22 protein-coding genes are annotated in these 25,363 nt (G+C 43.1%); 4 read left to right on the forward strand and 18 right to left on the reverse strand.

Features of this window, described 5'->3' with window-relative positions; translation table 11 throughout:
• Positions 1-238: 238 nt before the first annotated feature.
• The 6 genes from ACFODW_RS06675 to ACFODW_RS06700 form a co-directional block, all read right to left on the reverse strand.
• Positions 239-1,684 (reverse strand): YfcC family protein, encoded by a 1,446-nt coding sequence (locus ACFODW_RS06675; protein ID WP_390304522.1) that lies wholly within the window; start codon positions 1,682-1,684, stop codon positions 239-241.
• Between the two features lie 36 nt (positions 1,685-1,720).
• On the reverse strand, positions 1,721-2,899 hold the full coding sequence (locus ACFODW_RS06680) for a M20 family metallopeptidase (protein ID WP_390304524.1): 1,179 nt from the start codon (positions 2,897-2,899) through the stop codon (positions 1,721-1,723).
• 114 nt (positions 2,900-3,013) lie between these two features.
• Positions 3,014-4,411, reverse strand: a complete 1,398-nt coding sequence (locus tag ACFODW_RS06685) for an alanine/glycine:cation symporter family protein (protein WP_390304526.1) — start codon at positions 4,409-4,411, stop codon at positions 3,014-3,016.
• 157 nt (positions 4,412-4,568) lie between these two features.
• On the reverse strand, positions 4,569-6,179 hold the full coding sequence (locus ACFODW_RS06690) for an amidohydrolase (RefSeq protein WP_390304528.1): 1,611 nt from the start codon (positions 6,177-6,179) through the stop codon (positions 4,569-4,571).
• Between the two features lie 229 nt (positions 6,180-6,408).
• On the reverse strand, positions 6,409-7,788 hold the full coding sequence (locus ACFODW_RS06695; protein ID WP_390304530.1) for a sigma-54 interaction domain-containing protein: 1,380 nt from the start codon (positions 7,786-7,788) through the stop codon (positions 6,409-6,411).
• 77 nt (positions 7,789-7,865) lie between these two features.
• Complete coding sequence (locus tag ACFODW_RS06700; RefSeq protein WP_390304532.1) at positions 7,866-9,269, reverse strand: sigma-54 interaction domain-containing protein; 1,404 nt, start codon at positions 9,267-9,269, stop codon at positions 7,866-7,868.
• Positions 9,270-9,480: 211 nt separating this feature from the next.
• On the opposite strand from ACFODW_RS06700, the gene pruA reads away from it, so the two are divergent.
• The 4 genes from pruA (at position 9,481) to ACFODW_RS06720 (ending at position 13,959) form a co-directional block, all read left to right on the forward strand.
• Entirely contained in the window at positions 9,481-11,028 is a 1,548-nt protein-coding gene (pruA, locus tag ACFODW_RS06705; RefSeq protein WP_390304534.1) for an L-glutamate gamma-semialdehyde dehydrogenase, read from the forward strand.
• Between the two features lie 79 nt (positions 11,029-11,107).
• Entirely contained in the window at positions 11,108-12,310 is a 1,203-nt protein-coding gene (locus ACFODW_RS06710; RefSeq protein ID WP_390304536.1) for an ornithine--oxo-acid transaminase, read from the forward strand.
• A gap of 36 nt (positions 12,311-12,346) precedes the next feature.
• On the forward strand, positions 12,347-13,633 hold the full coding sequence (locus tag ACFODW_RS06715; protein ID WP_390304538.1) for a Glu/Leu/Phe/Val family dehydrogenase: 1,287 nt from the start codon (positions 12,347-12,349) through the stop codon (positions 13,631-13,633).
• Between the two features lie 71 nt (positions 13,634-13,704).
• Positions 13,705-13,959: a hypothetical protein gene (locus tag ACFODW_RS06720; RefSeq protein ID WP_390304540.1), complete on the forward strand. Its 255-nt coding sequence runs from the start codon at positions 13,705-13,707 to the stop codon at positions 13,957-13,959.
• A 166-nt stretch (positions 13,960-14,125) separates the two neighbouring features.
• Here ACFODW_RS06720 and ACFODW_RS06725 read toward each other — a convergent pair whose 3' ends face one another.
• From ACFODW_RS06725 to ACFODW_RS06780, 12 genes are all read right to left on the reverse strand, one after another.
• Positions 14,126-15,166 carry a phosphotransferase family protein gene (locus tag ACFODW_RS06725; protein WP_390304660.1) on the reverse strand — a complete coding sequence of 347 codons (1,041 nt, stop codon included), beginning with the start codon at positions 15,164-15,166 and terminating at the stop codon, positions 14,126-14,128.
• Positions 15,167-15,238: 72 nt separating this feature from the next.
• A complete protein-coding gene (locus ACFODW_RS06730; protein ID WP_390304542.1) occupies positions 15,239-16,006 on the reverse strand; it encodes an enoyl-CoA hydratase in 768 nt (255 codons plus the stop codon).
• Between the two features lie 168 nt (positions 16,007-16,174).
• Positions 16,175-16,771, reverse strand: coding sequence for a TetR/AcrR family transcriptional regulator (locus ACFODW_RS06735; protein ID WP_390304544.1), 597 nt, complete (start codon positions 16,769-16,771; stop codon positions 16,175-16,177).
• A 103-nt stretch (positions 16,772-16,874) separates the two neighbouring features.
• Positions 16,875-18,158: a TRAP transporter large permease gene (locus ACFODW_RS06740; protein WP_390304545.1), complete on the reverse strand. Its 1,284-nt coding sequence runs from the start codon at positions 18,156-18,158 to the stop codon at positions 16,875-16,877.
• A gap of 16 nt (positions 18,159-18,174) precedes the next feature.
• A complete protein-coding gene (locus ACFODW_RS06745; protein ID WP_390304663.1) occupies positions 18,175-18,654 on the reverse strand; it encodes a TRAP transporter small permease in 480 nt (159 codons plus the stop codon).
• 97 nt (positions 18,655-18,751) lie between these two features.
• Entirely contained in the window at positions 18,752-19,777 is a 1,026-nt protein-coding gene (locus tag ACFODW_RS06750) for a TRAP transporter substrate-binding protein (protein ID WP_390304547.1), read from the reverse strand.
• Positions 19,778-19,841: 64 nt separating this feature from the next.
• Positions 19,842-20,918 carry a phosphotransferase family protein gene (locus tag ACFODW_RS06755; RefSeq protein ID WP_390304549.1) on the reverse strand — a complete coding sequence of 359 codons (1,077 nt, stop codon included), beginning with the start codon at positions 20,916-20,918 and terminating at the stop codon, positions 19,842-19,844.
• A gap of 15 nt (positions 20,919-20,933) precedes the next feature.
• Positions 20,934-22,574, reverse strand: a complete 1,641-nt coding sequence (locus tag ACFODW_RS06760) for an acyl-CoA synthetase (protein ID WP_390304551.1) — start codon at positions 22,572-22,574, stop codon at positions 20,934-20,936.
• Between the two features lie 77 nt (positions 22,575-22,651).
• Complete coding sequence (locus tag ACFODW_RS06765; protein ID WP_390304553.1) at positions 22,652-23,056, reverse strand: nuclear transport factor 2 family protein; 405 nt, start codon at positions 23,054-23,056, stop codon at positions 22,652-22,654.
• Positions 23,057-23,148: 92 nt separating this feature from the next.
• Positions 23,149-24,216, reverse strand: a complete 1,068-nt coding sequence (locus ACFODW_RS06770; RefSeq protein WP_390304555.1) for an LLM class flavin-dependent oxidoreductase — start codon at positions 24,214-24,216, stop codon at positions 23,149-23,151.
• 136 nt (positions 24,217-24,352) lie between these two features.
• Positions 24,353-24,844 (reverse strand): flavin reductase family protein, encoded by a 492-nt coding sequence (locus ACFODW_RS06775; protein ID WP_390304557.1) that lies wholly within the window; start codon positions 24,842-24,844, stop codon positions 24,353-24,355.
• A 26-nt stretch (positions 24,845-24,870) separates the two neighbouring features.
• Complete coding sequence (locus ACFODW_RS06780) at positions 24,871-25,233, reverse strand: VOC family protein (RefSeq protein WP_390304559.1); 363 nt, start codon at positions 25,231-25,233, stop codon at positions 24,871-24,873.
• Positions 25,234-25,363 lie beyond the last annotated feature (130 nt).

The following is a 25,363-nucleotide window of genomic DNA, read 5'->3' on the forward strand; positions in this document are numbered from 1 at the left end:
GGGGGATGTATTATCGACCTTCGTATTCTAATGCGATACTCCTATATGAAAAATAGCCGGGAATATGGGAAAGAGGTGATAATATGTAGAAAATAGCTTTCATTGTAGAAATCCGGAACCGATTATTATTTGCATACCAATAATAAAGGTGGTGGAAGTCCTTCATAGCAACGTATGCAAGGACTTCCACCACCTTCCATTCAACTGGCATATTCGTCACAAAGTAGGTAGAACACTCCTACCCCCATCCGATTGACTGGGCGATAATAAGGGTAACGGTGGATATGCCATACCAAATTAGCACTAAGGGTATAATAAACCGCAACCACTTTACATACGAAATCCGGGCAAAGGCCAAGAATGCCATGATCAGGCCTGTTGGATAAATGATATTGCTGAATCCGTCACCAAATTGAAATGCAAGCACCGACGTTTGTCTGGTAACATCCAGCAAGTCAGATAAACCTACCATAATCGGCATAGTGATTAACGCTTGGCCACTGCCTGACCCGACCACAAAATTAAATGATGCTTGGGCAATCATCATCATCACAGCGCTAATTTCCGCCGGCATAGAACTTACAATCTCACTAATCCCATAGATGATCGTATCCAAAATCTGACCGTTTTCTAAAATAACCGAAATAGACCGTGCCAAACCTATGACAATTCCAGCAACGATGAATTTCTTGAATCCCTCATTAAATGTTTCCGCTATACCACTTGGTGTCATTTTGCAAATCAGTCCAAGTACGATTCCCATGAATGCGTACCAGCCACCAATTTCGATAAAATACCAGCCCCAAACCAAAAGACCATATACCATCACTCCTAGCCCGGCAAAAAGAAAGATTAAACCAGCGAGTTGTCTTGTTGAGATCTTTTCAAGATCTGGCTCGTTATCATCAAGATACTCTCCGTCCAGTCCGTCTCCATACAAATATCCTTTAGAGGGATCTCTTTCAATTTTTCTTGCGTAGCGCCATACATACCAGATACCGACCAGCAACACAAGAGACATGACAATAACGCGCAGCCCAATACCCGAATACAACGGAAGTTCCGATATTGTTTGGGCCAGTCCTACTGTCGCCGGGGCAGTTAATGCTACTGATAACCCAGCAGAACAGCTGACAATCACAATAGCAAATGCTGTGAAACGGTCATAACCGAGCCTTAGAATTACTGGAATTAAAGCTGGAATATATATCAATGCCATTTCAAATGCGCCTGTAATTGTCGTAAAAATTCCCATAGGAATCATTAAGGCTGGGATAACCAAAATCTTTTTCGCTTGAAATATTTTAAAGACATAGTGGATAACAATGTTAAGCAACCCTGTTTTTTCAACTACAGCAAACAGCCCACCTATCATAATACCTCCGAAAATCAATTCACCAGCCTGGACCATCCCTGTAGGTATCGCAAACAGAAGGTCAAAGGGCGTCAGCATCTCTGCATCTATAAATTGAAAGGATTCGGGGACTACCAACATGCCGCCAGGTCGTTCCTCTCTTTCAAATGAACCACTTGGTATCAATAATGTTGCGATATACGAAAGGATCAGCAAAGACATTAAAATTACATAGACATGTGGCATTCTAACCTTTGTTATCACATTCTCTAACTTGCTCTCTTCCCTCTCGGCTACATCATCTGTTTCTCTTTGTTTTCTTATTCCCATCCCTTTCCCTCCTTATCAGGCTACAAGCCCGCTTTTTTAACTGCCGAGAAATTTGAAGACAGCATGGACAAAGACTTTGACGCCATATTCGAGTGCATCCTCATCAATATCGAATTTGGGATGATGGTGTGGATATCCAAGGCCCTTCTCCTTATTTCCTGCCCCAACGTTGAAATAAGCACCGGGAGCACTTCCTAAAAATGCCGAAAAGTCTTCCGCCCCCATTTTAGGCTTTATTACCTCTACCGTTTCGTCCCCATAGACTTCCCGGATTGTTTCTTCTATGATTTTTGTTGCATCCTCGTCATTGATCACCGCACGATACCCATGCTCATATCTCAGTTCATAGGAAGCACCATGTGCATCTGTGATCCCTTTTACAACTCTTTCCATAAGTTCGGGCATCGACTTGGAAATGTTATCGTCAAACGTTCGAACGATCCCATTGATTTCAACGGCGTTTGAAATGACATTGCCTGCTTCCCCGCCCAGAAATTTACCGATGGAGAGAACCACACTATCCAGAGGGTCCGTGTTCCGGGAGACAATATGTTGCAAATTGGAAACCACTTGGGCCCCGATCACAATACTATCAACCGTCTGATGCGGCATTCCGCCATGACCGCCCTTGCCATTGACCGTGATCCAGAAGCCGTCCGCTGCGGCCATCATCGGCCCCGGTGCAATCCCTACTTTACCAACTTCAAGATCTGCCATGAGATGTGCGCCAATAACAAAATCAACGCCGTCCATCACACCAGCGTCCACCATTTCCTTAGCTCCACCCGGAAAATGCTCCTCCGCATGCTGGAATAGAAAGCGGACTTCCCCTTGGATTTGGTCTTTCAACCCAGACAAAACCATGGCAGTCCCAAGTAACATGGCAGTATGTCCATCATGTCCACAAGCATGCATGACACCGGGATTATTTGAGCTGAATTCCAACCCCGTATCCTCTTCGATTGGCAGAGCATCCATATCCGCCCGTATGGCAAGTGTTTTTCCTGGCTTTTCTCCGATCAGCCGAGCCATAACACTCGTCTTGGTCGGACGGGTAATTTCCAGATTTCCAAAAGACTGGAGCGTATCGTACACGAATTGGGATGTATTCTTTTCATCATAAGACAGTTCTGGATGTCGATGAAGTTCTCTTCTCCAATGGACTACCTCTTGTTTTATATCCTCTATTTTTTTGTCGATCGTTATTGTCGGCATCTATTCTTCCTCCTACTATTTCTTTCTGATGTAAGCGTTTTACTTTACTTGGTTGGAAACCAAACCCTTTAACACCTTCTGAGTACGATAAATGTTCCAGGGCAAAGTTTGGCATCACATAACGTTCTCTTTACCATCCTCATCCTGTTTAGTGGATTTTCCACTCTGTTTATAGTGATGAGTAAAGTAATCGGCCGTTATTTCTTTTACTTTTCCACTTAATAATAGAACGGCAATCATATTGGGAATGACGATAAATGCGATCATGATGTCCAGTAAAGACCAAATAAGCATGATGCTTCCTGTTGAGCCAAAAATTATCGCTCCAATATAAACATAACGAGTGACGATGGATGCTTTATACCCGAATAAATATTCGGCTTGCTTCTCCCCATAAAAGACCACCACTAGAATGGTTGTAATGGAAAAGAAGAAAATTGCAGTAGTTATGATCATGCCTGCTACACTACTGCCAAAAACTGTCGCCATCGCTTCTACTGGCATTTGAGATGCTTGATCTGCCCCTACGGCCTTCCAAACACCTGTCGAAAGAATGATAATCGCAGTCATCGTACAAACAATGATGGTATCAAAGAAGACTTCAAAAGCACCCCAGAAACCTTGTTTTGCCGGATGTTTATTTACAGCGGTGGAGTGCGCAATCGGTGCACTTCCCATACCAGCTTCATTGGAATATAACCCTCGAGCTATCCCCCACCGGATGATGGCGGCAACTGCTGCACCTGCAAATCCCCCACTGGCAGAGATTGGGGTAAATGCATGGGTGAATATTAACTGGAATACATTCGGCACCTGATCAAGGTGGAACAAAATTACGATACATCCAGCAAAGAGATAGATCAGAGCCATAAGCGGCACTACTTTTTCCGCAAACTTTCCGATCGTTTTGATCCCGCCCACCATTACGGCGATAATAATTGTACTGATCAATAATCCGATTACAATGTTCGGGATGTTAAAGGAACCGTTGATTATACCAGCCAATGAATTAGACTGAACGGAAGCACTGGCGAACACGAATACCACTTGGACAGCAGCAAACAGTACAGCCAGCCACTTCCAGCCCAATCCCTTGTCGATATAATACATAGGCCCTCCGACAAATTCACCCTTTTCATTTCTTTGGCGGTATTTCAAACCAAGTACTACTTCTGCATATTTCGTTGCCATTCCAATTAATGCGACCATCCACATCCAAAATATGGCACCTGGGCCTCCGAGCGCAATGGCAAGAGGAACCCCTACTATATTGGCAGCACCTATAGAGGAAGCCAGCGCACTTGATGCTGCCTGAAATGGAGTGACCGTACCTTCCCCATCCGCTTTTTTAAACATACTGCCCACCGTCGTTTTAACTATATGAGGGAAATATTTAAACTGGAAAAATCCCAGCTTGATTGTTAAAAAAACGCCTCCTCCCACAAGCAATAACATCAATGGTATGCTTATAATTTCTGAGACTTCAGCGATCACACCCATTAATTGATCCAAAAAATCACTCCTAGTTTCAAATCCGCTCAACCTGACTCCCAATCAACGTATGCACTGTTGGTACGAACCACCTTGGAAAGCGCTTAACTTTCTCTTTACAGGAAGTGGTTGCTGCTAGTCTATGAACGTTCATCTTAAACTCTCCTGAACTATTTAGTCAGAGAACTCTCTTTTTGATGAACGCACTTACACCACCCATATAGGTTTCAATCACTTGTACATCAGCAATTTTGTCGGCATCCATTTCCAAAATGTCCTGATCCAGTACAATGAAATCCGCATGATAGCCGGGAGCAAGTTGCCCAACGTCTGGTATTCTAGTAATTTCCTGCGCACTTCTTGTGTATAATGTAATGGCCGTTTCCACATCAATTTGCTCGTCTTGCCCAGTCTCTTCTCCATTATAAGCCTTCCGCGTTACAGCAGACTGTATACCGACAAAAGGATTCACCGGGTCCGCCCATGCTGTTGCAGGGGCATCGGAAGATAGTGCTACTTTTATACCTGCTTCCAACATGGATTTGACTGGATAAGACCGTTTTGTCCGAGCAATTCCCAGGTTGTTCACGTAACTCTCAATTTCCGCAAAAATAAAAACAGGTTGCGGAACAAACGCAATGCCAGCTGATGCTGCTCTTTCAAGTGCTTGCTTTGTTGGTAATGTAGCATGTTCAATCCGGATTGACGGTCCATCATTGATCCAACCCTCTTGATCCTGAAAAGTATCTAGAATCAAATTTATTGCCTGCTCACCCATGGCATGTACAATTAACTGTATATCGTATCGCTTAGCCGCTTCTGCTGCCGCCAGCAATTCCTCCTTACTGGTTGTTGGAATACCATAATTCTCTTTTTTCCCGCCAATATATGGTTCGTCAATCCAAGCTGTCTGACCGGAAATACTACCATCGGCAAATAGCTTGATCCCACCTATGTGAACCTGCTCCTCCCTATTTAACTTAGAATCCAAATCTTCAAGTTTCTTAAAGTCTTCCCAAGCATAGTAGACCACAGTTCGCTGGTTTAAGCCTTTTTGACTCGCTTCTTTGTAGATATCCAGATAATCAACCGGCTTATTATGCGCTAATAGTTCAGTGATCCCTGTAATACCGTGTGCCAATAATTCAGGACTAAGCTCGGCGACACTAGCAGCATTTTCATCAAGGGTTTTTGTAGACTTCAAACTTAATACTAGTTCTCTCGCACTTTCCCGTAAAATCCCTGTCGGTTCTCCATTTTCGTCACGGTCGATTTTACCGCCTGCTGGATCCTTTGTATTTTTATCAATACCTGCGAGTTTCAAGGCTATGCTATTCACTGAAATAATGTGCCCACATGTACGGGTCATTACCACAGGAACATCTTGGGCGCCTTTGTCTAAATCATAGCGGTTTGGAGCGCGTCCTTCAGCAAGTTTCCCTTCATCATAGCCCCAGCTTTCCACCCATTTGTCTCCACCTTGCAGCTCACGTTGCTTGCGTATCTTCCCGATTAGATCTGAAATGGAACGGACGCTTGGCAAAGTACTCGCAAATTGCTTGGAGGTATCTGCCAAGAACAAGGGATGTAAATGGGCATCAATAAAACCCGGAAGCACACGACGACCGTTCAAATCTATCCATTCACCAGTGATATCCTCTAATTCATCCTTCTCCCCAACCCACGCAATCCGTCCATCCTTAACAACCATGGCAGTCGCATTAGGAGTTTTCGAATTGGCTGTAAATATTTTTCCATTATAAAAAATGTAGGCTCCTGATGTACTCATATGTATTCCTCCCTGATATTTGATAATTCTGTCATGCAGAAATACATATGCAAACATTATGCCAACTTCAGATCCTATGATGATTAGTCTGAATGAGATGGCGTTCCAACCGCTCTAGACGTGACATTTCAACAGATTTTTCTGAAGAACAGCATTCCAACAATTCTTTACAGTCTTTTCGCCCATAGAAAAAAGGGGGAAATTTTTCCCCCTCTAAGTAAAAATTTTTTTACCTTAATCCATACTTTTTTAGTTTGTATTTTAGGGACTGCTTGGATATTCCTAACTGCCTTGCTGTTTTTGCAAGGACCCCGCCCTCTTCCTTAATTGCCTTGTAGATTATTTCTTTTTCATAGTTTTCCACATCCGTCTTCAACGAATATCCCTCCGTTGGCTGGGATGCATCTGTGATCTTTTGCGAAGTTCCTTTCCCATTTTTAATCCTGTTAGGAATATCATCCATCGTTATTCTATTAGAAGAAACAAAGTTATAGGCGGTTTCGATTGCATTTCTGAATTCCCTTACATTTCCCGGCCAGCTATACCGATTGAAACAATCTATAACTTCCTGCTCGACACTATCAATGGACATATTCATATTGCTATTGAAAAAGTCCAGGTAATACCTCAGCAATACCTCTATATCTTCTCTTCTATCCTTTAATTCCGGCAGATCAATCTGCACCACACTCAATCTGTAAAAAAGATCTTCTCTAAAGTTTTTCTCTACCACTAAGTTATAGGGATCCTCATTTGTCGCTGAAATCAAGCGGATATCCAGGTCAATATTTCTGCTTCCACCCAGCCTCCTGATCCGCTTCTCCTCAATGGCTTTTAATAGTTTTACTTGAAGATGCATATCCAATGAATTTATTTCATCTAAAAATAGGGTCCCGCCCTCTGCTTGCTCAAATAGACCCGCCATATTCTCAGCCCCTGTGAAACTCCCCTTGACCGTTCCAAATAAAGTACTCTCCATCAAATTTTGTGGGATAGTCGAGCAATTCAAAGATAGGAATGGCTTCGTATAGCGATCACTCAGATTATGTATAGCTTGGGCAACAATCTCTTTTCCCGTTCCTGTTTTCCCGTGAACAAGGACAGAAGAATTGGTCTTGGCAATTTTTTTAATTCTATCCTTGATTTTATTCATGGTTGGATTTTTTGATATCAGATCATCTATCGTAAATATCGTATTATTTTTGCGAAAGATTTTATGGGTTGCATACTTCTCCAATGACTGGATATTTTCTTTTTTAAAATATCGTTTCGAAAATTCAATAGCACCAATCATCCTATCGTTATCTTCTATTGGGAAAGTAGAACTATATGATTCGATTTTACTGCCAATCCTAGTGACCATCTCCTGCCTGCAATTTAATAATGGAGTTTTATTCTTCAATACTGTCATGATCGTACTGTTCTCGTGGGAGAGGTTCGTATAAAAGGAGGTCACATGCTTGCCGATAATTACCTCTGGCCATGGTCCCAGCTCCTTTAGTACGTTCAAATCAGCCACATCATAAAAACTAACGTATCCCTTTTCATCTGTAATCAGTACATTGTCATAATCGGACAGGTTGTTAAAATGCTGTATATCTAGTTCCAAACTGCTCTCCTCCTGTCTAAATTGCTGTTCTTTTATATAAACCATAACAGCCAAGTCAACCTCATAAAGGTCAAAAATTATAACCCGAATTTCTTTATCCGATATTGTAAGCTTTGTCTACTGATGCAAAGGATTTTTGCAGTGCGCGAAATATTATAATCATTTTCTTCTAAAACTTGCTGAACATATAACTTCTCCGCCTCTTGCACTTTCTCACGTAAAGGTGTAGATTCTCCGCCCAACCCTGCGATGTCTTGTATATCCTTTTGGTAGGATTCTTTATGGTATTTTTTTCGAAGACTGACAGGGAGATTCTGTACGTGAATGATGTCTTCATCCATAATCAGATTCATGGTCCCTTCGATTGTATGCTCCAACTCCCTCACGTTGCCTGGCCAATCATGTTGAGAAAGCAATTGCATGGCTTCATTACTGAGTTTCTTCACATTCATGTGGAATAAAGCATTATATTTATTGATAAAACGTTGAGAAAGCAACTGTAGATCCTTCTTTCTATTACGCAAAGGAGGAATAAATAATGTTACGACACTGAGACGATAATAGAGGTCTTTTCGCAAACGGTCATTGGCAATAGCATCGACAGGGTCCTCATTGATGGTGGCAATAATTCGTACATCCACTTCTTTATCTTTCATATCTCCCACTCTTCTGATCGTTTTCTCTTGGATGACTCGTAGAAGCTTTGCTTGAAGTGATGGGGCTAATGAATTGATCTCGTCCAGCAACAGGGTTCCTCCATCCGCTTGCTCGAATAAGCCCGGCCTATCCACAGCCCCGGTGAATGCCCCCTTTTTGGTACCGAATAATAGACTTTCCATCAAGCTCTCTGGTATCGCTGCACAGTTTTGCGAGAGGAAGGTCGCCCCAGACCGGCTGCTGCCGTTATGTATGCTCTGTGCAAATAATTCCTTCCCTGTTCCAGTCTCCCCAACAATCAGCACAGAAGAAGATGTGCGGGTTGCTCTTTTGGACTCTTCGATAACGGATTTTATGCTCTCACTTTCACCGATTATCTGGTCAAAGGTGAATTTTGTGTTCTGTTTACGAAGGACATTTTCCTTAATCACTCGCTCAAGTTGGGTAATATCTTTTGCAATCTCAACGGCTCCCGTAATATTGCCTTGATTTAAGATGGGAAAGGAATCGTTAATTGTTGTAATTTCCTTCCCTTTATTATTAAAATACGTTTGCTTCACGTTCTTCGTGCTTTTGCCCTCTTTTAATGCTCTGACCAGGGTACTGTGCTGTTTATCATGGAACCTGAAGACCTCCAATAATTCCTTGCCAAGGACATCCTCACCTTTCATCGACTCTATCTCCATCATCTTTCTGTTGTAAACAATGGTTTTTCCCTTTTCGTTTATCACATGGATTCCTACATCCAATTCATCCAGCAGATTTTTATACAATTCATTCATGAGCAGGTGATGTTCCATACCATGTGGCAGATTCAATTCCATAAGATCCCCCCGTTCATCGTTCATTCTAATGGAAAATTAGGTAAAGTGCAAAAATTGATTGCACCACTTCTTAGCGTTTTACCTAATAATAAGCAAAATAATTTTGCATCCATTTACTCCATCGAACAGGGAATGCTGTCCTATCAACATTCATATTCTTGGCATGATTTTTGCAAGTAGAAGGGTGAAATAAATTATTGGAGGGGATACCATGATCACACCTTATAACCATGAACCATTTACGGATTTTACCGTGGAGAAAAATAAGAAAGCAATGGAAGCAGCGCTAATGCAAGTAGAATCTGAGCTTGGAAATAATCACGACCTACTCGTCGGTGGAGAACGCATCTCAACAGAGGAGAAAATCGTGTCTATAAACCCAGCTAATAAAGAAGAAGTTGTTGGAACTGTTTCCAAGGCAAATCAGGAAATTGCTGAAAAGGCTATTCAAACAGCATATGAAGCCTTCCAAGCCTGGAAATTTACAAGTGCCATTGATCGCGCCAATATCTTAATGCGTGCAGCACAAATTGTTCGTCGCAGAAAGCATGAATTTTCCGCACTGTTAATAAAAGAAGCAGGAAAGCCTTGGAAGGAAGCGGATGCTGACACAGCTGAGGCAATTGACTTTATGGAATATTATGCACGTCAGATGATTGAACTTGAAAGAGGAAAAGAAATTAAGAGCCGTCCAGGTGAATTCAATCGATACTTCTATGTGCCGACAGGTGTAACCGTCACCATCTCACCATGGAATTTCGCTTTTGCTATTATGGCTGGAACAACGGTGGCACCACTGGTTACAGGAAACACCGTACTGCTGAAACCTGCCAGTGCCACGCCTGTGATTGCTGCCAAATTTGTGGAAGTTTTACAGGAAGCGGGTGTACCGGAAGGCGTAATCAACTTCATCCCGGGAAGCGGTGCTGAAGTTGGCGACTATCTTATTGAACATCCTAAAACTTCACTCATTACATTCACCGGATCCCGTGATGTCGGTACAAGAATGTATGAACGTGCTGCAGTCGTCCAAAAAGAACAAAACCATCTAAAACGCGTTATTGTCGAGTTGGGCGGAAAGGACACCGTTGTTGTAGACAAGGATGCTGACCTTGACCTTGCGGCAGAATCCATTGTTGTTTCGGCATTCGGATTTTCCGGACAAAAGTGTTCTGCGGGATCTCGTGTTGTGGTCCTTGAAGATGTTTACGATGAAGTTCTTGAAAAAGTTATTAAACTGACAAATGAACTCACCGTCGGCGAAGCAAAATCCAATGATATTTATATGGGACCCGTTGTCGACCAAAGTGCTTATGACAAAATTATGGAATATATTGAAATCGGAAAAGAAGAAGGCCGCCTTGTTGCAGGTGGTGAAGGTGACGATTCCAAAGGTTTCTTCATCCAACCAACTGCATTCGCTGATGTGGATATCGATGCACGGATTATGCAGGAGGAAATCTTCGGGCCTGTCGTTGCTTTCGCTAAAGCAAGAGACTTTGACCATGCCCTGGAACTCGCAAATAACTCAGAGTACGGCTTAACAGGTGCGGTCATCACCAACAACCGTGCCCATATCAACCAAGCAACCATGGAGTTCCATGTTGGTAATTTATACTTCAACCGTAATTGCACAGGCGCCATCGTCGGTTATCATCCATTTGGCGGATTTAAGATGTCAGGAACCGACTCCAAAGCAGGTGGGCCAGACTATTTAACACTTCACATGCTGGCCAGAACCGTTTCAGAAATGTACTAGGATGAAATGCGGGTTCCCTCTCACGGGGAACCCACGAACTAAAACCACACTCAAGGACCATCTTTAGGAGGATTCAATTATGACAACAGCTAGTAAAACAAAGGATATTATCGAGCAAACATCGCAATTCGGAGCACAGAATTATCACCCGCTTCCCATCGTCATTTCAGAGGCAGAAGGCGTGTGGGTAAAAGATCCCGAAGGCAATAAATATATGGATATGTTAAGTGCATACTCTGCTGTTAACCAAGGTCATAGAAACCCAAAAATTATCGAGGCATTAAAGAAGCAGGCAGATCGCGTGACCTTGACTTCCCGTGCATTTCATAATGACCAGCTTGGTTCCTTTTACCAAAAAGTCACGGAATTGACCGGTAAAGACATAGTTCTGCCGATGAACACTGGTGCAGAAGCTGTTGAGACAGCTGTTAAGACTGCAAGAAGATGGGCATACGACAGAAAGGGCATTCCTGAGGGACAGGCGGAAATCATCGCATGTGAAGGTAACTTCCATGGCAGGACAATGACAGCGGTTTCCTTGTCATCCGACCAGGATAACAAACGAGGATTTGGGCCCATGCTGCCAGGTATCAAGGTGATTCCTTACGGGGACATCAACGCATTAAAAGAAGCCATCACACCCAATACAGCTGGATTTTTACTTGAACCAATCCAGGGGGAAGCTGGGATTATTATCCCGCCAGAGGGTTTCCTGAAAGAAGCATATGAGGTCTGCAAGGAAGAAAACATATTATTTATTGCAGATGAAATACAGGCTGGCCTTGGTCGGTCAGGAAAAATGTTTGCGTGTGACTGGGAAAACGTCCACCCGGATATGTATATTCTTGGAAAAGCACTTGGCGGCGGAGTGATGCCAATCTCATGTGTAGTTGCTGATGAAGATGTTTTAGGTGTATTCAACCCTGGTTCACACGGTTCAACGTTCGGTGGCAATCCGCTTGCCAGTGCTGTTGCAGTTGCCGCATTAGAAGTTATTGAAGATGATAAATTAGCAGACCGCTCTCTAGAACTCGGCAACTATTTTCAAAATAAACTAAAGGAAATTGATAATCCTGTCATTAAGGAAGTACGAGGAAAAGGTTTGTTTGTAGGGGTGGAATTAGAGCAACCCGCCCGCCCATTCTGTGAAAAGCTGAAAGCAGAGGGATTGCTCTGTAAAGAAACACATGATACCGTAATTCGTTTTGCACCGCCGCTTATCATAACACAGGAAGAGCTTGATTGGGCCATCGGTAAGATCCAACAGGTTTTATCTTCATAATAGGTTTGACTATAACGCTATTCCGAGGTGGATATAATGGGAACTACATCTGTGCTAGAAGAAAAGCATCTAACTGTACAGGAAGAGTCTTTGGAACTGTTTAATTCGACACAAACGATTATTCATGAGGCTTTGCATTATCTAGGTTATCCGGAGGAAATGTATGAGGTTTTGAAAGAGCCATTACGAATGCTTACCGTACGCATCCCTGTCAGAATGGATGATGGAAAAATCAAAGTGTTCACCGGTTATCGCTCCCAGCACAATGATGCAGTAGGCCCCACAAAAGGCGGCGTAAGATTTCATCCAGAAGTCAATGAAACAGATGTAAAAGCGTTATCCATGTGGATGAGTTTAAAATGCGGGATTGTCGATTTGCCTTATGGCGGTGGGAAAGGCGGAATTGCTTGCGATCCCAGGGAGATGTCTTTCCGTGAACTAGAAGGATTAAGCCGGGGTTATGTTCGCGCGATCAGTCAGGTTGTCGGTCCAACAAAAGATATACCAGCTCCAGATGTATTCACAAACCCGCAAATCATGGCTTGGATGATGGATGAATACAGTCGTATCCGTGAATTCGATTCCCCAGGGTTCATCACTGGAAAACCGGTTGTTCTTGGAGGTTCACACGGCCGAGAAACGGCTACAGCAAGAGGGGTAACAATATGTGTGGAAGAAGCAGCGAAAAAACGTGGAATTGAGTTAACCAATGCTCGGATCGTTATTCAGGGATTTGGAAATGCAGGGAGCTACCTAGCTAAATTCATGCATGATGCTGGTGCAAAAGTGGTCGGAATATCCGATGCTTATGGGGCACTTTATGATCAGGACGGACTGGATGTTGATTATCTACTCGATCGCCGTGACAGCTATGGAACGGTTACCAACTTATTCAATAACAGAATTACGAATGAGGAATTGCTAGAAAAGGAATGTGACATTCTCATCCCTGCTGCGATTGCCAATCAAATCACTAAAAAGAATGCGAAAAACATTAAAGCATCTATTGTAGTGGAGGCCGCAAACGGTCCAACAACATTGGAAGCGACCAAAATATTGACTAAACGTGGAATTTTACTTGTTCCCGATGTGCTCGCAAGCTCCGGTGGTGTGACCGTCTCCTACTTTGAATGGGTGCAGAACAACCAGGGTTATTATTGGGGCGAAGAAGAGATCTTAGCAAAATTACGTACTGTTCTAGTCGATTCATTCGAAAAAGTTTATACATCTGCTAGTCAGCACCAGGTAGATATGCGTCTAGCAGCCTATATTGTCGGCATCAGAAAAATGGCAGAGGCCTCCCGTTTTAGAGGATGGGTGTAAAGGAGCTTTAAAGTCCGAGTGAGAGTTTCCCCAAATTACAGAATAAATTCTTAAACAGGAAGGGTGAAATTATGAAGGAAGTCTTCCATACGATTTACAGTCCCAGCCATGGTACCGTGGAAAAAGTTTTCATTCAACCAGAGTCATACGTTTATGAATGGGAAAAATTGTTTTTGATCAGGAGTCATGAACAAAAGGAAAAGGAAGTGTGTATAGGAGTAAGCGGAACTGTCAGTTCTGTGGAAATTTCAGTGGGCCAAGAGGGAAGCCCTGATACACCTTTAGCTATCATTAAAGATGATTTGCAAATAACCGGTAGTGATTGATCTCCTTGTTGGTAGGGGAATGGAATTTATGCTCCCCCACCAACCTAATTATATAGAGAGACTCCATGTAAACAACTGAGGGTCCAACCAAATGCAAGGCCTCTGCACTTGGTTGGGCCCTCGCCATTCTCTTCCCCTCCACCATTTCAAGGCAATACAAATATTCTTAAAGCAGCTTATTATCCTTCGCTTCTTCCGCCATTTCTATCAAGTTATTAACCCCTTGCTGCAGGGTCGAAAAGCGATCATCTTTCACCTCGCCGATTTCCCATCGGTGATAGAGCTGCTGCATAATGCCCGCCAGCTTATAGAATCCGAATGTTAAATAGAAATCCATATTGGAGACATCCATGCCGGAAACTTTCGTATACCTCTCTAAAAATTCTCTTCGGCTGTAGAAGCCCGGCATACTGGTAATGGAAGAAATTCCAGTATAGGGGTCCCCCTCTCCGCTCCAATAGGCAAGCGTGGAACCAAGATCTGTCAGCGGATCGCCAATCGTAGCCATTTCCCAGTCAAAAACACCGATAATTTTACCGGGGTCATCCCGGTCGAACATCATATTGTTCAATTTAAAGTCATTGTGAATGACCGAAACCTTATTGTTTTCAGGGATATTATCGGCCAGCCACTTCTCCAAATCTTCCACGTTCCGAAGGCCGCTAGTTTTAGCCCGATCCAGTCTTTTTTTCCATCCGACTACCTGTCTCTCCACATAGCCATCTGGTTTCCCAAGGCTTTCTAAGCCAGCTTCCTTAACATCGATGTTCTGCAGCTGGGAAAGTGCTGCAATAATTGCTTCTGACATTTGTTTACCAACATCTGGATAATTGCCAAACTCCTCAGGGATTTCCCTATCCACTACCACGCCATCTTTCTTTTCCATAAGATAGAAATGCTTATCCATAATTTCATCGTCTTCACTGTAAATATACGGTTTCGGGGCATACGGATAGACAGGATGAATTTTTTCTAAAATCCGGTACTCCCGCTGCATATCATGCGCCTTCGGAGGAATGTAGCCAAATGGCGGCCTTCTGAGCACCGCTTTCCAATCCCCTATTTGTATCATATAGGTCAAATTGGAAAATCCTTCTGTGAATTTTTGAACCCTCATTTCCCGATCAGGTAAACCTTCTATATGTGCACGCAAGTATTTCTCCACGTTGGCCCAATCTATTGCATGCACTGTTTTTTCCCTTTTCATAGGCAAGTGACGTGCACCTCCATCTTTACTGGCTACCTACTACCCTAAGATTAAACTAGTAAGCTTTCCATTTTATTTATGAGTAAAAACTGGCTGGCGCTTTTCGATAAAGGCACGGACCCCTTCTTTCGCGTCATCGGTAACAAAAAGTTCATCAAATAATTGTTTTTCCAATCGCAATCCCTCTTCTAAAGGGAGATTGCTTCCCTTGTTGATCAGGTGCTTTATCCGGCTTAATGACTGCAGTGACTTTCCGGCAAATTTCCGGGCAAGTTCTTCCGCTTCCCTGCCGCCATTTCCTTTGCCAACGACTTGATCCACTATCCCTATCCTGTATGCTTCGACTGCCGTCAGTAATTCCCCTGTGAACATAATCTCCTTCGCTTTGGAAGCACCGATCAGTCTGGGAAGACGCTGTGTTCCACCCGCACCTGGAAGCAGACCAAGGTTCACTTCAGGCAGGCCCACCTTTATGTGATCCTCCGCAATCCGGATATCACATACCAATGCAAGCTCCAATCCTCCACCAAGTGTGAAACCATTCAGCAGGGCTATAGTCGGTTTCGGGATATTTTCAATCTTTGAAAATACCTCGTGGACATCTATTTCATCTTTTTGTTTACCTCTATCAGGAAACTCTTTTATATCCGCACCAGCCATGAATGCACGTTCCCCTGCCCCCCGCAAAATAATGGAGATGACTTCCCTGTCTTCTTTTAACTCATTGAATACTTCATCCAATTCCTTTGCCACTTTATTACTCAAAACATTCATTGGCGGATTATCGATCACGACGGTCGCAATTCCATTCTCTTTTGTCACAGACAGCAACTCTGCCATTTAACCACTCCTCAGGTCTGGAAAATTATTTTGAACGCAGCATTTAATTTTGAATATAAATTCAACCAAAAGGCATACGTTTTTAAGGCCAGTCTTACATGGAAGGTCCATCCTTTTCATGTCCCCCTTCCTCTAAGCTGACAGGAAAGAAGCCGGTCAGAATGTCATTCAATTTTCCGGCTTTTTAAGTATTCTCATAAGGTATTCGGATATGGAATCAGCGATTTCTTTTTGGTCTTTTTCCCCTTCGGATTTGTACCACTGGATGACCCAGTTCATCGCTCCCAAGATGATATTCCGGGCAATCTTAATGTCAACGTTGTCAAAATACCCTGAATCGATTCCTTCCAAAATTATTTCATCCAACCCTTCCGCATAAAGGGACCGCAGCTCTAGGATGGTATCTAGTTGTTCTCCCTCGAAGAACTGCTCTGGTTTCATCCCTGCCTCAAAGCCAAACCGCTCAGTTATTAGGTAATCTATATGGGCGGCCATAATTCTCCGTAATTTTTCCTCTGTGGCCGGAACTTCCATCTTAATCGCTTTCATATTTTCTATACTTCTTTCCAGAAGCATCTTATAACTTTGATACAGCAGATCCTGTTTATCTTTAAAATAATAATAAACAGATCCCTTGGTCATAAGGAGTTTAGCTGCAATATCCTCCATGGTAGTAGCATGGTAGCCTTTCTCGGCAATGATAGTAACAGCCGATTTCAGAATCTCCTCTTTCTTCTTCGCTGTTTTTTGTGCCCGCAACGACAATTTCCTCACTCCTTTGGCAAATTCAGACATATACTTATATTCATTCTAGCCGTTCATTATTTTATCGTCAATTTAACATTCAAAAGATTGTATCGAAAGGGAGCTAGTTAAGTAATTCAGGGAGGAATAATGATAGTTGCGGAATATACGTGATGATTAGCATGGTGATAATTAGAGCTCCTAGTATTGGGAATAAATACTTGAACGTTCGCTCAAACGGAAGGTCAGAAATTCGTGAGGCGACAAACAAATTAATCCCCATAGGAGGGGTCAACTGCCCCAAAGTTAAATTAATACTGGCAATAATGCCGAAATGAAGAGGATCTACACCTAAATGCAGAGCAATGGGAATGAGAATGGGAACAAAAATCATTAATGCGGAAACTGTCTCCATAAACATACCGACAATTAGTAAAAAAACACTTATGACTAATAGCATGATAAAAGGATTTGTTGTAATTCCTGCTATAAATTGGGAGAGTTGATTAGGGATCTGCTCCAGTGATAATATCCTCCCAAATAATGCTGCCACCCCGACCAGAATCATTATCCCTCCACTGACAGCTGAGGCATTCATGAAAATGGATGGAATATCTTTGAAGTTAATCTCTTTATGGATAAATAAGCTAACTAGTAAACTATAGAACACCGCAATAACCGCTGCCTCTGTGGGTGTGAAGACTCCTCCATAAATCCCTCCCAGAACCACTATAGGAGCTAATAAGGCAAACTTAGCTTCATTTAGTGATTTCACTACATCGTTGAAGGTCTTCTTTTCTGTACCTGTATAGTTCTCCTTTTTGCTGATGAAATAGTTTACAATAATTAGTGTCAACCCAATCATCATACCTGGGATAATACCTGCAATGAATAAGTCGCCAATAGAGACATTTGCTAACACGCCGTACAGAATGAATAGTATACTCGGTGGAATAATCGGTCCCATGGATCCTGCGCTTGCCACCAAAGAAGTGGAATACTCCTTGGAATAGCCTCTTTCTATCATATACGGAAGCATAATTCCCCCTATTACGGCTACAGTAGCGGGGCCTGATCCTGAGATTGCCGCAAATATAAAACTGGTAATAACCGTAATAATTCCCAGTCCTCCCGTGAAGGAACCAACCAGCGTCTCCACAAATTGAATGAGCCTTTTAGCTATTCCCCCTTTGCTCATAATATCACCGGCCAGGATAAATAAAGGAATTGCTATCAGCGGAAGTGAGTCACTTGCTGTGAAAGAAGCGGTAAGATACATATCAATAGTAGCCATATTGTTCACAAGCAGTACGGCAAGGCTTGAAATACCCAGGGCTATTGCTACCGGCATGTTTGTCGCAATAAGGAGAAAAAATAAGCCAAACAACATTAATAAAGTAAATAGCAACTAACTCACCTCGAATCTAACTTCCTGACTTAATATCTTTAAAGGCCAAGTATTCTGTCTGCAATAGTCTCATTGCCATTAGCGCATAACCAATTGGTATGGATAGATAGATCACACCAACCGGAATTCTCATTGCTGATGATAAATTTGTGCTATCCTGCAACATGCCAATACTGTATTGAAAACCCATAAATGCAATAAATAATGAAAAAAGAAACCAAAGCAGATTACCCAGGAACTTTAGGTGGGGACGAATTTTCTTCGGCCATACTAATATAAATGCTTCGATTCGAATGTGAGTTTTTTCCACAATTGCGTAGCTTGAAGAAATGAAGATAAACCAAATAAAGAGATACCGGGATAATTCAGAAGCAATACGAAAGGAATCGTTGAATATATACCTTGCTACAATTTCCATACCCATAACAATAGTGATAAGGGACAGTAACACGAAACATATATATCCTTCTATTGGTGTCTTCTTCCATACCTTCACCAAGGATTCACCTCCCTTAAGTAGTTGCCGAAAATCTCTTCACAGAGATTTTTATTTCGTCTCTGTGGAGAGATATTTCTAACGGCTTGCTACATAATTACTTATCCAGAGAATCCAATACTTTTTCGTAGGTTTCCACTCCAACCGAGTCAATATTTTTTTCAATAACAGGCTGTACTTCTTCAAAGAAGTGATGTCTCTGTTCGGTTGTCAATTCGATCACTTCAGTACCTTCTTCCTTCATCTTTTCAATCGCTTCTTTCTCTTCTTCCTCCACATAGTTAATGGACCACTCCAGCATTTCCTGTGCAGCTTCTTCAACAGCTTCCTGTAAATCAACTGGAAGGCTATTATAGAAATCGCCATTCATTGTCAGAATGTAAGGGACATAACTATGTGCTGTTACTGTTATATGTTGGCCCAACTCGTGATATTGATAATCATGCATTAATGGCAACGTTGTCATTAAACCGTCAATCGTTCCTTGCTGTAGGGCTGAATAAACTTCCGCTTGAGTAATAGGTGATGGGTTCCCCCCTAATTCTTCTACTAAATCCATATACATGGAGGATTGTGGTGTTCTTAATGTTAATCCATTAAGATCATTTGGTTCTTCAATTGGATGGGAATTGTTAAGCATTCCATAGAAACCAATATCGTAAGTTCCAAATATTTTTGTATTTGTTTCTTCTTCAAACTCAGTAAAAATGTCCTCAGCTACAGGGCTATCTACAAACTCATACAATTCATCACGATTCTCAAATAAAAAAGGTATATCAAAAATATTTAGTCCGTCTACGCTTGTTGCCTGGGCACCAACGAAGGAAGACATACCGAATATCTCAGCGTTTCCGTCAAATACTAGTTGTAAAGCTTCTTCATCCGAAGCCCCGAGAGTACCATTATAATAATTTTCAACTTCAATTCGGCCTTCTGTCTTCTCCTCCACTAATTCTTCAAACTTTTTCATGGTAATCGCTACAAAATTATCTTCACTAACAATGATAGGATTTCGGATGGTATATTCTGCATCTCCTGTAGCACTCGATTCCGTCTCCCCTTGACATGCGGCCAATAGCAAAATGATAAATATACTTAATATTGATAACTTCTGCACCCTCATTTATATCCCCCTTGTAAATAATCCTATTTATTCCTCATTTCAATTAGTTATTCACTTCCTCGTTTTAATGGTTATACTGTCTACTTTCTATAACCTCATAGGCCTGCTGTATTAAATGACGAGCACGCTGATGGAATTCCGCGAACCTCTCATCCTCTGTTTTTCCTATCTTCCAGCGATGATAGATTTGCTGCAGTGCCACGCCTAGCTTGAAATAATTCAGCGCTACATAGAAGGTAATATTCCTTATGTCCTTCTTCGTTTTTTCAGCATATCGCTGAATAAATTCCTCGCGGGATATAAAACCGTCCCGGGAAGCTGTGATGGAAGGCAGGCTGTCCTTAATGGAATCTGGATCATCTTTCTGTACCCAATAGACAAGTGCTCCGCCCAAATCAAACAACGGATCCCCAATGGTGGCCATCTCCCAGTCCAGAATGGCGTTAATCTCCGTCAAATCTTGACTAAGCAGCATATTGTTCAGTTTGTAATCATTGTGGATAACTCCGCTCCCAATTTCTTCTGGCACATGGTCTGAGAGCCACATGCTTACGTTGTCTACATAAGGAATGTCATCCGTTTTGACCTTTTCATAACGCTTGATCCAACCTTGTACCTGACGATTGATAAAGCCTTTCGGATAGCCGAATGACGAGAGTCCCGCCTGCTCGTAATCGATCGTGTGCAGATCTGCCAACCGGTCCACTACAGCGTAGGATAATTTCTGCAGCCGCTCCGTTGTAACTTCCATGTCCGGCGGGAATTCTTCATCCAAGACGATTCCCTTTTTACGCTCCATCACATAGAAAGGAACGCCGATTATCTCTACATCCTCACACATGACATAGGGTTCCGGTCCGTATGGGAAAAACGGGTGCAGTCTCTGGAGAAAACCTGATTCCCTCTTCATATCATGCGCTTTAGGAGGCAATGGGCCATTTGGAGGTCGGCGCATCACTGCCTCCCACTCCCCGCAGCGGAGGAAATAGGTCAAGTTGGACACACCGGTGGAGAATTGTTTTACTTCCAAAGGAAGATCAGGGAGTTTTCGGTAGGTTGCTTCGATATAGGACTTTACTGCTTCTCTGTCAAAATCTTCCCCAGTACGGACCTCGGACATTTCTGAACTTCCAGTACTCATGCAAAGTCACCCCCTTCATTTTCCACTATGATGTTCCATCGCCTTCCTTAAACGGTAGCGTTGTATTTTGCCGCTCTGTGTCTTCGGTAATTCCTTGATAAACTCCACTTCTCTTGGATACACATGTTTGGATAATTTTTCTTTCACATGCAGACTCAATTCATTTTTCAACGCTTCTGAGGCTTTATCTTTAAATTCATCTCTTAGTACAACAAATGCCTTAACGATTTCCCCTTTTACCTGGTCCGGTTTGCCAATCACTGCCACCTCTTCTACCGCCGGATGTTCCACTAGACTGCTTTCCACCTCAAACGGGCCAATTCGGTAGCCGGCACTGGAAATAATGTCATCTGACCGGCCTTGAAACCAGAAATATCCGTTCTCATCCTCTGATGCAAGGTCTCCGGACAGCATCCAGTCCCCTTTCATCTTCTCTTCCGTTTTTTTCGGGTTATTCCAGTACCCCAAGAAGAAGAACGGGAAGGCCTTTCGGTCAACGGCAATTTCGCCTGTTTCTCCTTGTTTTACCAAATTGCCCTCCGTATCCAGCAGCCCCACACGGTAACCTGGAGAAGGAAATCCCATGGAACCCGGCTTCACTTCCATGTCGGTGGAATTATAATTATTGATGATCATGCCAGTCTCCGTTGCGCCGTAATGGTCATATATTTCCCTGCCGAAATTCTTCTTGAAAAACCTCACTACTTCTGCGTTCAAAGGCTCCCCCGCACTGCTGAATTTCCGTACATTAATATCATAATTTTTCGCCACCTCCGGACCAGCGGCCATCATGGCGCGGTAGGCGGTCGGTGCGAAGGCGAAATTAGTAATCTGATAATCCTGCAGGAGCTGGTACGTCTTTTCCACTCTGAATTTCCCTTTATAGATCAGGACAGATGCCCCCATACTCAAAGGGGCAAAGGTGCATTGGATGAGTCCAAATGACCAGCCGAGATCAGCTCCGCCAAAGAGCCGGTCGCTCTCCGTTGTCCCCATCGCGTACCGCTGATAGGGATATATACTTACTAGTATCTTATGCCCCCAGACCGCTCCTTTCGGCAGACCAGTTGATCCGGAGGTATACTGGATGGCGGAAGGGTCCATCAGTTTCGTAGGTTCTGTCCTATGTTCTTTAGAGAAAGTGTCCAGAAATTCCCGGAAAGTCAAACCGCCGGGGAATACACCATCAATCAGGATAGTTTCTACAGAAGGTGAGTCACTATCTAATTTCTCTGCTTGTTCCTGATTTGTCACCAGCACTTTACAGGCACTGTCCTGAAGCCGGTGGGATAATGCACCGAAATTGAATGCAGTAAACAGAGGGACATAGATGGCACCGATTTTCCAGGCTGCCAGCACCGTCAGCAAAAGCTCCATGTCCTTGCCAAGCAGTCCTGCCACTCGATCGCCTTTCTCCACTCCATATGAACGGAGGAGATTGGCCATCTGATCTGACTTCTCTTTTAGTTTCCGGAACGTCCATGTCTCTTTTTTTCCAGTTTCATCCTCCCAGTAGACGGCAACGCGTTCCGGATCATCTGCCCAGCGGTCGCAGCACTCATGGGCCATATTGAATCTTTCTTCTGGATTCCAATCATATGTTTTTAACACTTCTTCCCAAGAAAAGTTCCTCACCAGATCCTGATAATTTTGCATCCAATGCCCCCTAATAGGATAGATTTTAGCTTATGTAGGAGAAGAAGCTGCGTTTCTTCTCCATTCTTTCATCCCGGTTATTCACCGAGAAAGACATCTCTTGTATGTTCGGTATCCAGGAATTCTTTTACTTTCTGGATCTTCCCGTTCTCCACCTCAAACAGGAAGTGATACAGGTTATTATAAATTTTGCCGTTGGTCATTTCGGCATAGGATTCCGTCTCCACTGCGACGCGGTTTCCCTCTGCCGTCCATGCCAGCGGTTTTAAGGAAATAGCTCCTTCCTTGGTCGCCGTGGCTAGTCCGGAGTTCATTTCCCTGAACTCTGCCATGGTCTTCTCCCCGGACACCCCTTCTATATTCCCCGCAACCCACCATGTTGCTGAATCAGACATATACGATAAGAATCGATCAATATTCCCTGTAGAGAAAACTTCCATGAATTCCTTGACCAATTGCTTATTTTTTTCTTCTTGGGTCAATTCATTTTCCTCCTTTTGGAGCATAATAAATAATTGGAATATTCCTAAAAATAAAGACGCACCTATTTACTTGAGGCCGTGAGATTCCGGTCCTATATCTTTTGCTTGGCTGCTTTTTTCTTAAAATACGGGATGACATCTTTAGCCATTCTCTCCATGGACTCACGAACCAGTTTATCCGACATGCCGCCTATCCGGTGCCAACAGCTGAGCTGTTTCAGGCCAAATGCCTCCTGCATGCCTTCAATTTCCTCAATTAATGCCTGTGGTCCATCGACATGGATGGTGCCAGCCTCACGCAGTTGGTCAAAGGTAATGCTGGACATTCCCTTGGCAACATCTTCAAACGCTTCATAAGATTTAGCAGCTTTCTTGCCGTCTCCTCCTGGGACTAGACTTGTGACCATATCAAAGTACCAGTCAAAATATTCCTTGGTCCGTTCATAGGCCACTTCGGCATTATCCGCCACATGCATTTGCAGATTGATAGGAAAGTCGATATCCTCCGGTTTCATGCCTTTTTGAATCAATACTTCTCGGGCATCTTTCAATTGGCCCTTCAGCTCATCCAAAGTGGATAAGGTCGGTGTTGCTGTCAGATTCAGCCCCATATTGGCAACCAGATCAAATGTCTGAGGGCTGATCGATGCTACATAAATTGGCGGTGGGGACTGAAGCGGTCTAGGCCTGAGTGTAACATTTTCCAATTGATAGAATTTGCCATCATATGAAAAATCCTCTTGGGTCCAGAGTCCGGTAATGATCTCCAATTCCTCTTTAAAACGGGCCCTTGTCTCTTCCATGCTCACACCCAGCTGCTTGAATTCCGTCGGCTGATACCCTCGCCCTACTCCAAACTGCAGGCGCCCACCGCTGATGATGTCAGCCATCGCGTAATCTTCAGCAATTCGAATCGGATTTCCGAGCGGCAATACGGAAATGAGGCTTCCTATTTTAATCTTTTTTGTCCGTTCGGCAATGGCTGCCATGGCGACTGCCGGGTTAGCCATCGATCCATAAGCGGTAGAGTGGTGTTCGGCAAGCCAGACCGCGTCAAAGCCCAATTCCTCTGCATACTCAATCTGTCCCAGCATTTCATCATAGGCACGCTTAAAGTCTCCATCAGGGGATTCCAATACATAAAAAACTCCAAATTCCATAATTACACGCTCCTCATTTTTATTGGATTTTTTATATTTCAGTAACTGTTCAGGAAGTTATTCATGGTGGAGACCTTCGTAAATTCATGAATTAATCCCCATTCCTAATTTTTTGAGAGTACCGCGGGAGGGCTGTTTACACTTCCAAATACTTTCCTTTAAAGAAGATGAGAGGTTTTTTATCAGGTGCAGTACTGCCGGAGAGGACCTCCCCAACGACAATGGTATGGTCGCCGCCATCGAATAGATTAGCCACCTTGCAATCCAGATATGCCAATGTATCCGGAAGAACGGGACTGCCTGAAGCATCCTCGTAATAACTCACCCCAGAAAATCGATCAATTCCGCTTGTCGCAAATTGCTTGGACAGAGCGATCTGGTCACTCGCTAGTATATTTACGACAAAGCCTTCAGTATTCATAAAATCTTGATAAGTACTAGATTTCTTGTCTATGCTAAAAAGCAGCAATTGTGGATCAAGTGACAATGAGCTGAAAGAATTTGCTGTAAACCCTATCGGATGCCCCTCTTTATTCTTGGTAGTTATGATGGTAACACCCGTTGTGAAGTTTCCGACCGTATTGCGAAATGCCCGTGCATCCAATACTTCACTCTCCAGTTTACTCATGTATGGATCCCCTTCCTTCAAAAATATTAACTCTTATCGATTGGCTGTTTCTCATACAGCTGAACCATATTATTGGATGGGTCATGAAAATAACAGGTATACCCGTGGCTCCCCATCTCGCGGACATCACTCACTTGAATACCATCTTGCTCCACTCGTTTTTTCATTGCTGCTATATTTTCCACTTCAAAGGTCACAACACCCCCGGCCTCCAATTTCTCCGGGACCTCTTCCGTGCCGCCAAGTGCAAATGTCACGTCACCAACCTTGAATTGCGCCCATTGATCTCGATCATTAAATTGAAGCTTCAACCCCATTACTTCCTGATAGAAGTCAATCGCCTCTTTCATGTCATTCGTTCGGTAATATACGTTCTTAATTCTTTGCAATGGCTGGTCACCTCAGTTCGAAATAATGGCCAAATCATCATTTCTTATTTAAACAACAGCTACTGACAGCGCTTACAATTAACACCTAAGAAACCATGATATTAATTTTATTTTCCCTCCTTTACCTGCA

The sequence above is a fragment of the Virgibacillus sediminis genome (assembly GCF_042643265.1).
Classification (GTDB): domain Bacteria; phylum Bacillota; class Bacilli; order Bacillales; family Amphibacillaceae; genus Virgibacillus_O; species Virgibacillus_O sediminis.

Excerpts from the sequence above, each read along its gene's own strand:
- ACFODW_RS06680 (WP_390304524.1), bottom strand. The coding sequence starts at position 2,899 with ATGCCGACAATAACGATCGACAAAAAAATAGAGGATATAAAACAAGAG.
- ACFODW_RS06700 (WP_390304532.1), bottom strand. The coding sequence starts at position 9,269 with ATGGAATTGAATCTGCCACATGGTATGGAACATCACCTGCTCATGAAT.
- ACFODW_RS06690 (WP_390304528.1), bottom strand. The coding sequence starts at position 6,179 with ATGAGTACATCAGGAGCCTACATTTTTTATAATGGAAAAATATTTACA.
- ACFODW_RS06730 (WP_390304542.1), bottom strand. The coding sequence starts at position 16,006 with ATGGCAGAGTTGCTGTCTGTGACAAAAGAGAATGGAATTGCGACCGTC.
- ACFODW_RS06760 (WP_390304551.1), bottom strand. The coding sequence starts at position 22,574 with ATGCAAAATTATCAGGATCTGGTGAGGAACTTTTCTTGGGAAGAAGTG.
- ACFODW_RS06715 (WP_390304538.1), top strand. The coding sequence starts at position 12,347 with ATGGGAACTACATCTGTGCTAGAAGAAAAGCATCTAACTGTACAGGAA.
- ACFODW_RS06710 (WP_390304536.1), top strand. The coding sequence starts at position 11,108 with ATGACAACAGCTAGTAAAACAAAGGATATTATCGAGCAAACATCGCAA.
- ACFODW_RS06770 (WP_390304555.1), bottom strand. The coding sequence starts at position 24,216 with ATGGAATTTGGAGTTTTTTATGTATTGGAATCCCCTGATGGAGACTTT.
- ACFODW_RS06755 (WP_390304549.1), bottom strand. The coding sequence starts at position 20,918 with ATGAGTACTGGAAGTTCAGAAATGTCCGAGGTCCGTACTGGGGAAGAT.
- ACFODW_RS06775 (WP_390304557.1), bottom strand. The coding sequence starts at position 24,844 with ATGAGTAAACTGGAGAGTGAAGTATTGGATGCACGGGCATTTCGCAAT.
- pruA (WP_390304534.1), top strand. The coding sequence starts at position 9,481 with ATGATCACACCTTATAACCATGAACCATTTACGGATTTTACCGTGGAG.
- ACFODW_RS06750 (WP_390304547.1), bottom strand. The coding sequence starts at position 19,777 with ATGAGGGTGCAGAAGTTATCAATATTAAGTATATTTATCATTTTGCTA.
- ACFODW_RS06725 (WP_390304660.1), bottom strand. The coding sequence starts at position 15,166 with ATGAAAAGGGAAAAAACAGTGCATGCAATAGATTGGGCCAACGTGGAG.
- ACFODW_RS06675 (WP_390304522.1), bottom strand. The coding sequence starts at position 1,684 with ATGGGAATAAGAAAACAAAGAGAAACAGATGATGTAGCCGAGAGGGAA.
- ACFODW_RS06720 (WP_390304540.1), top strand. The coding sequence starts at position 13,705 with ATGAAGGAAGTCTTCCATACGATTTACAGTCCCAGCCATGGTACCGTG.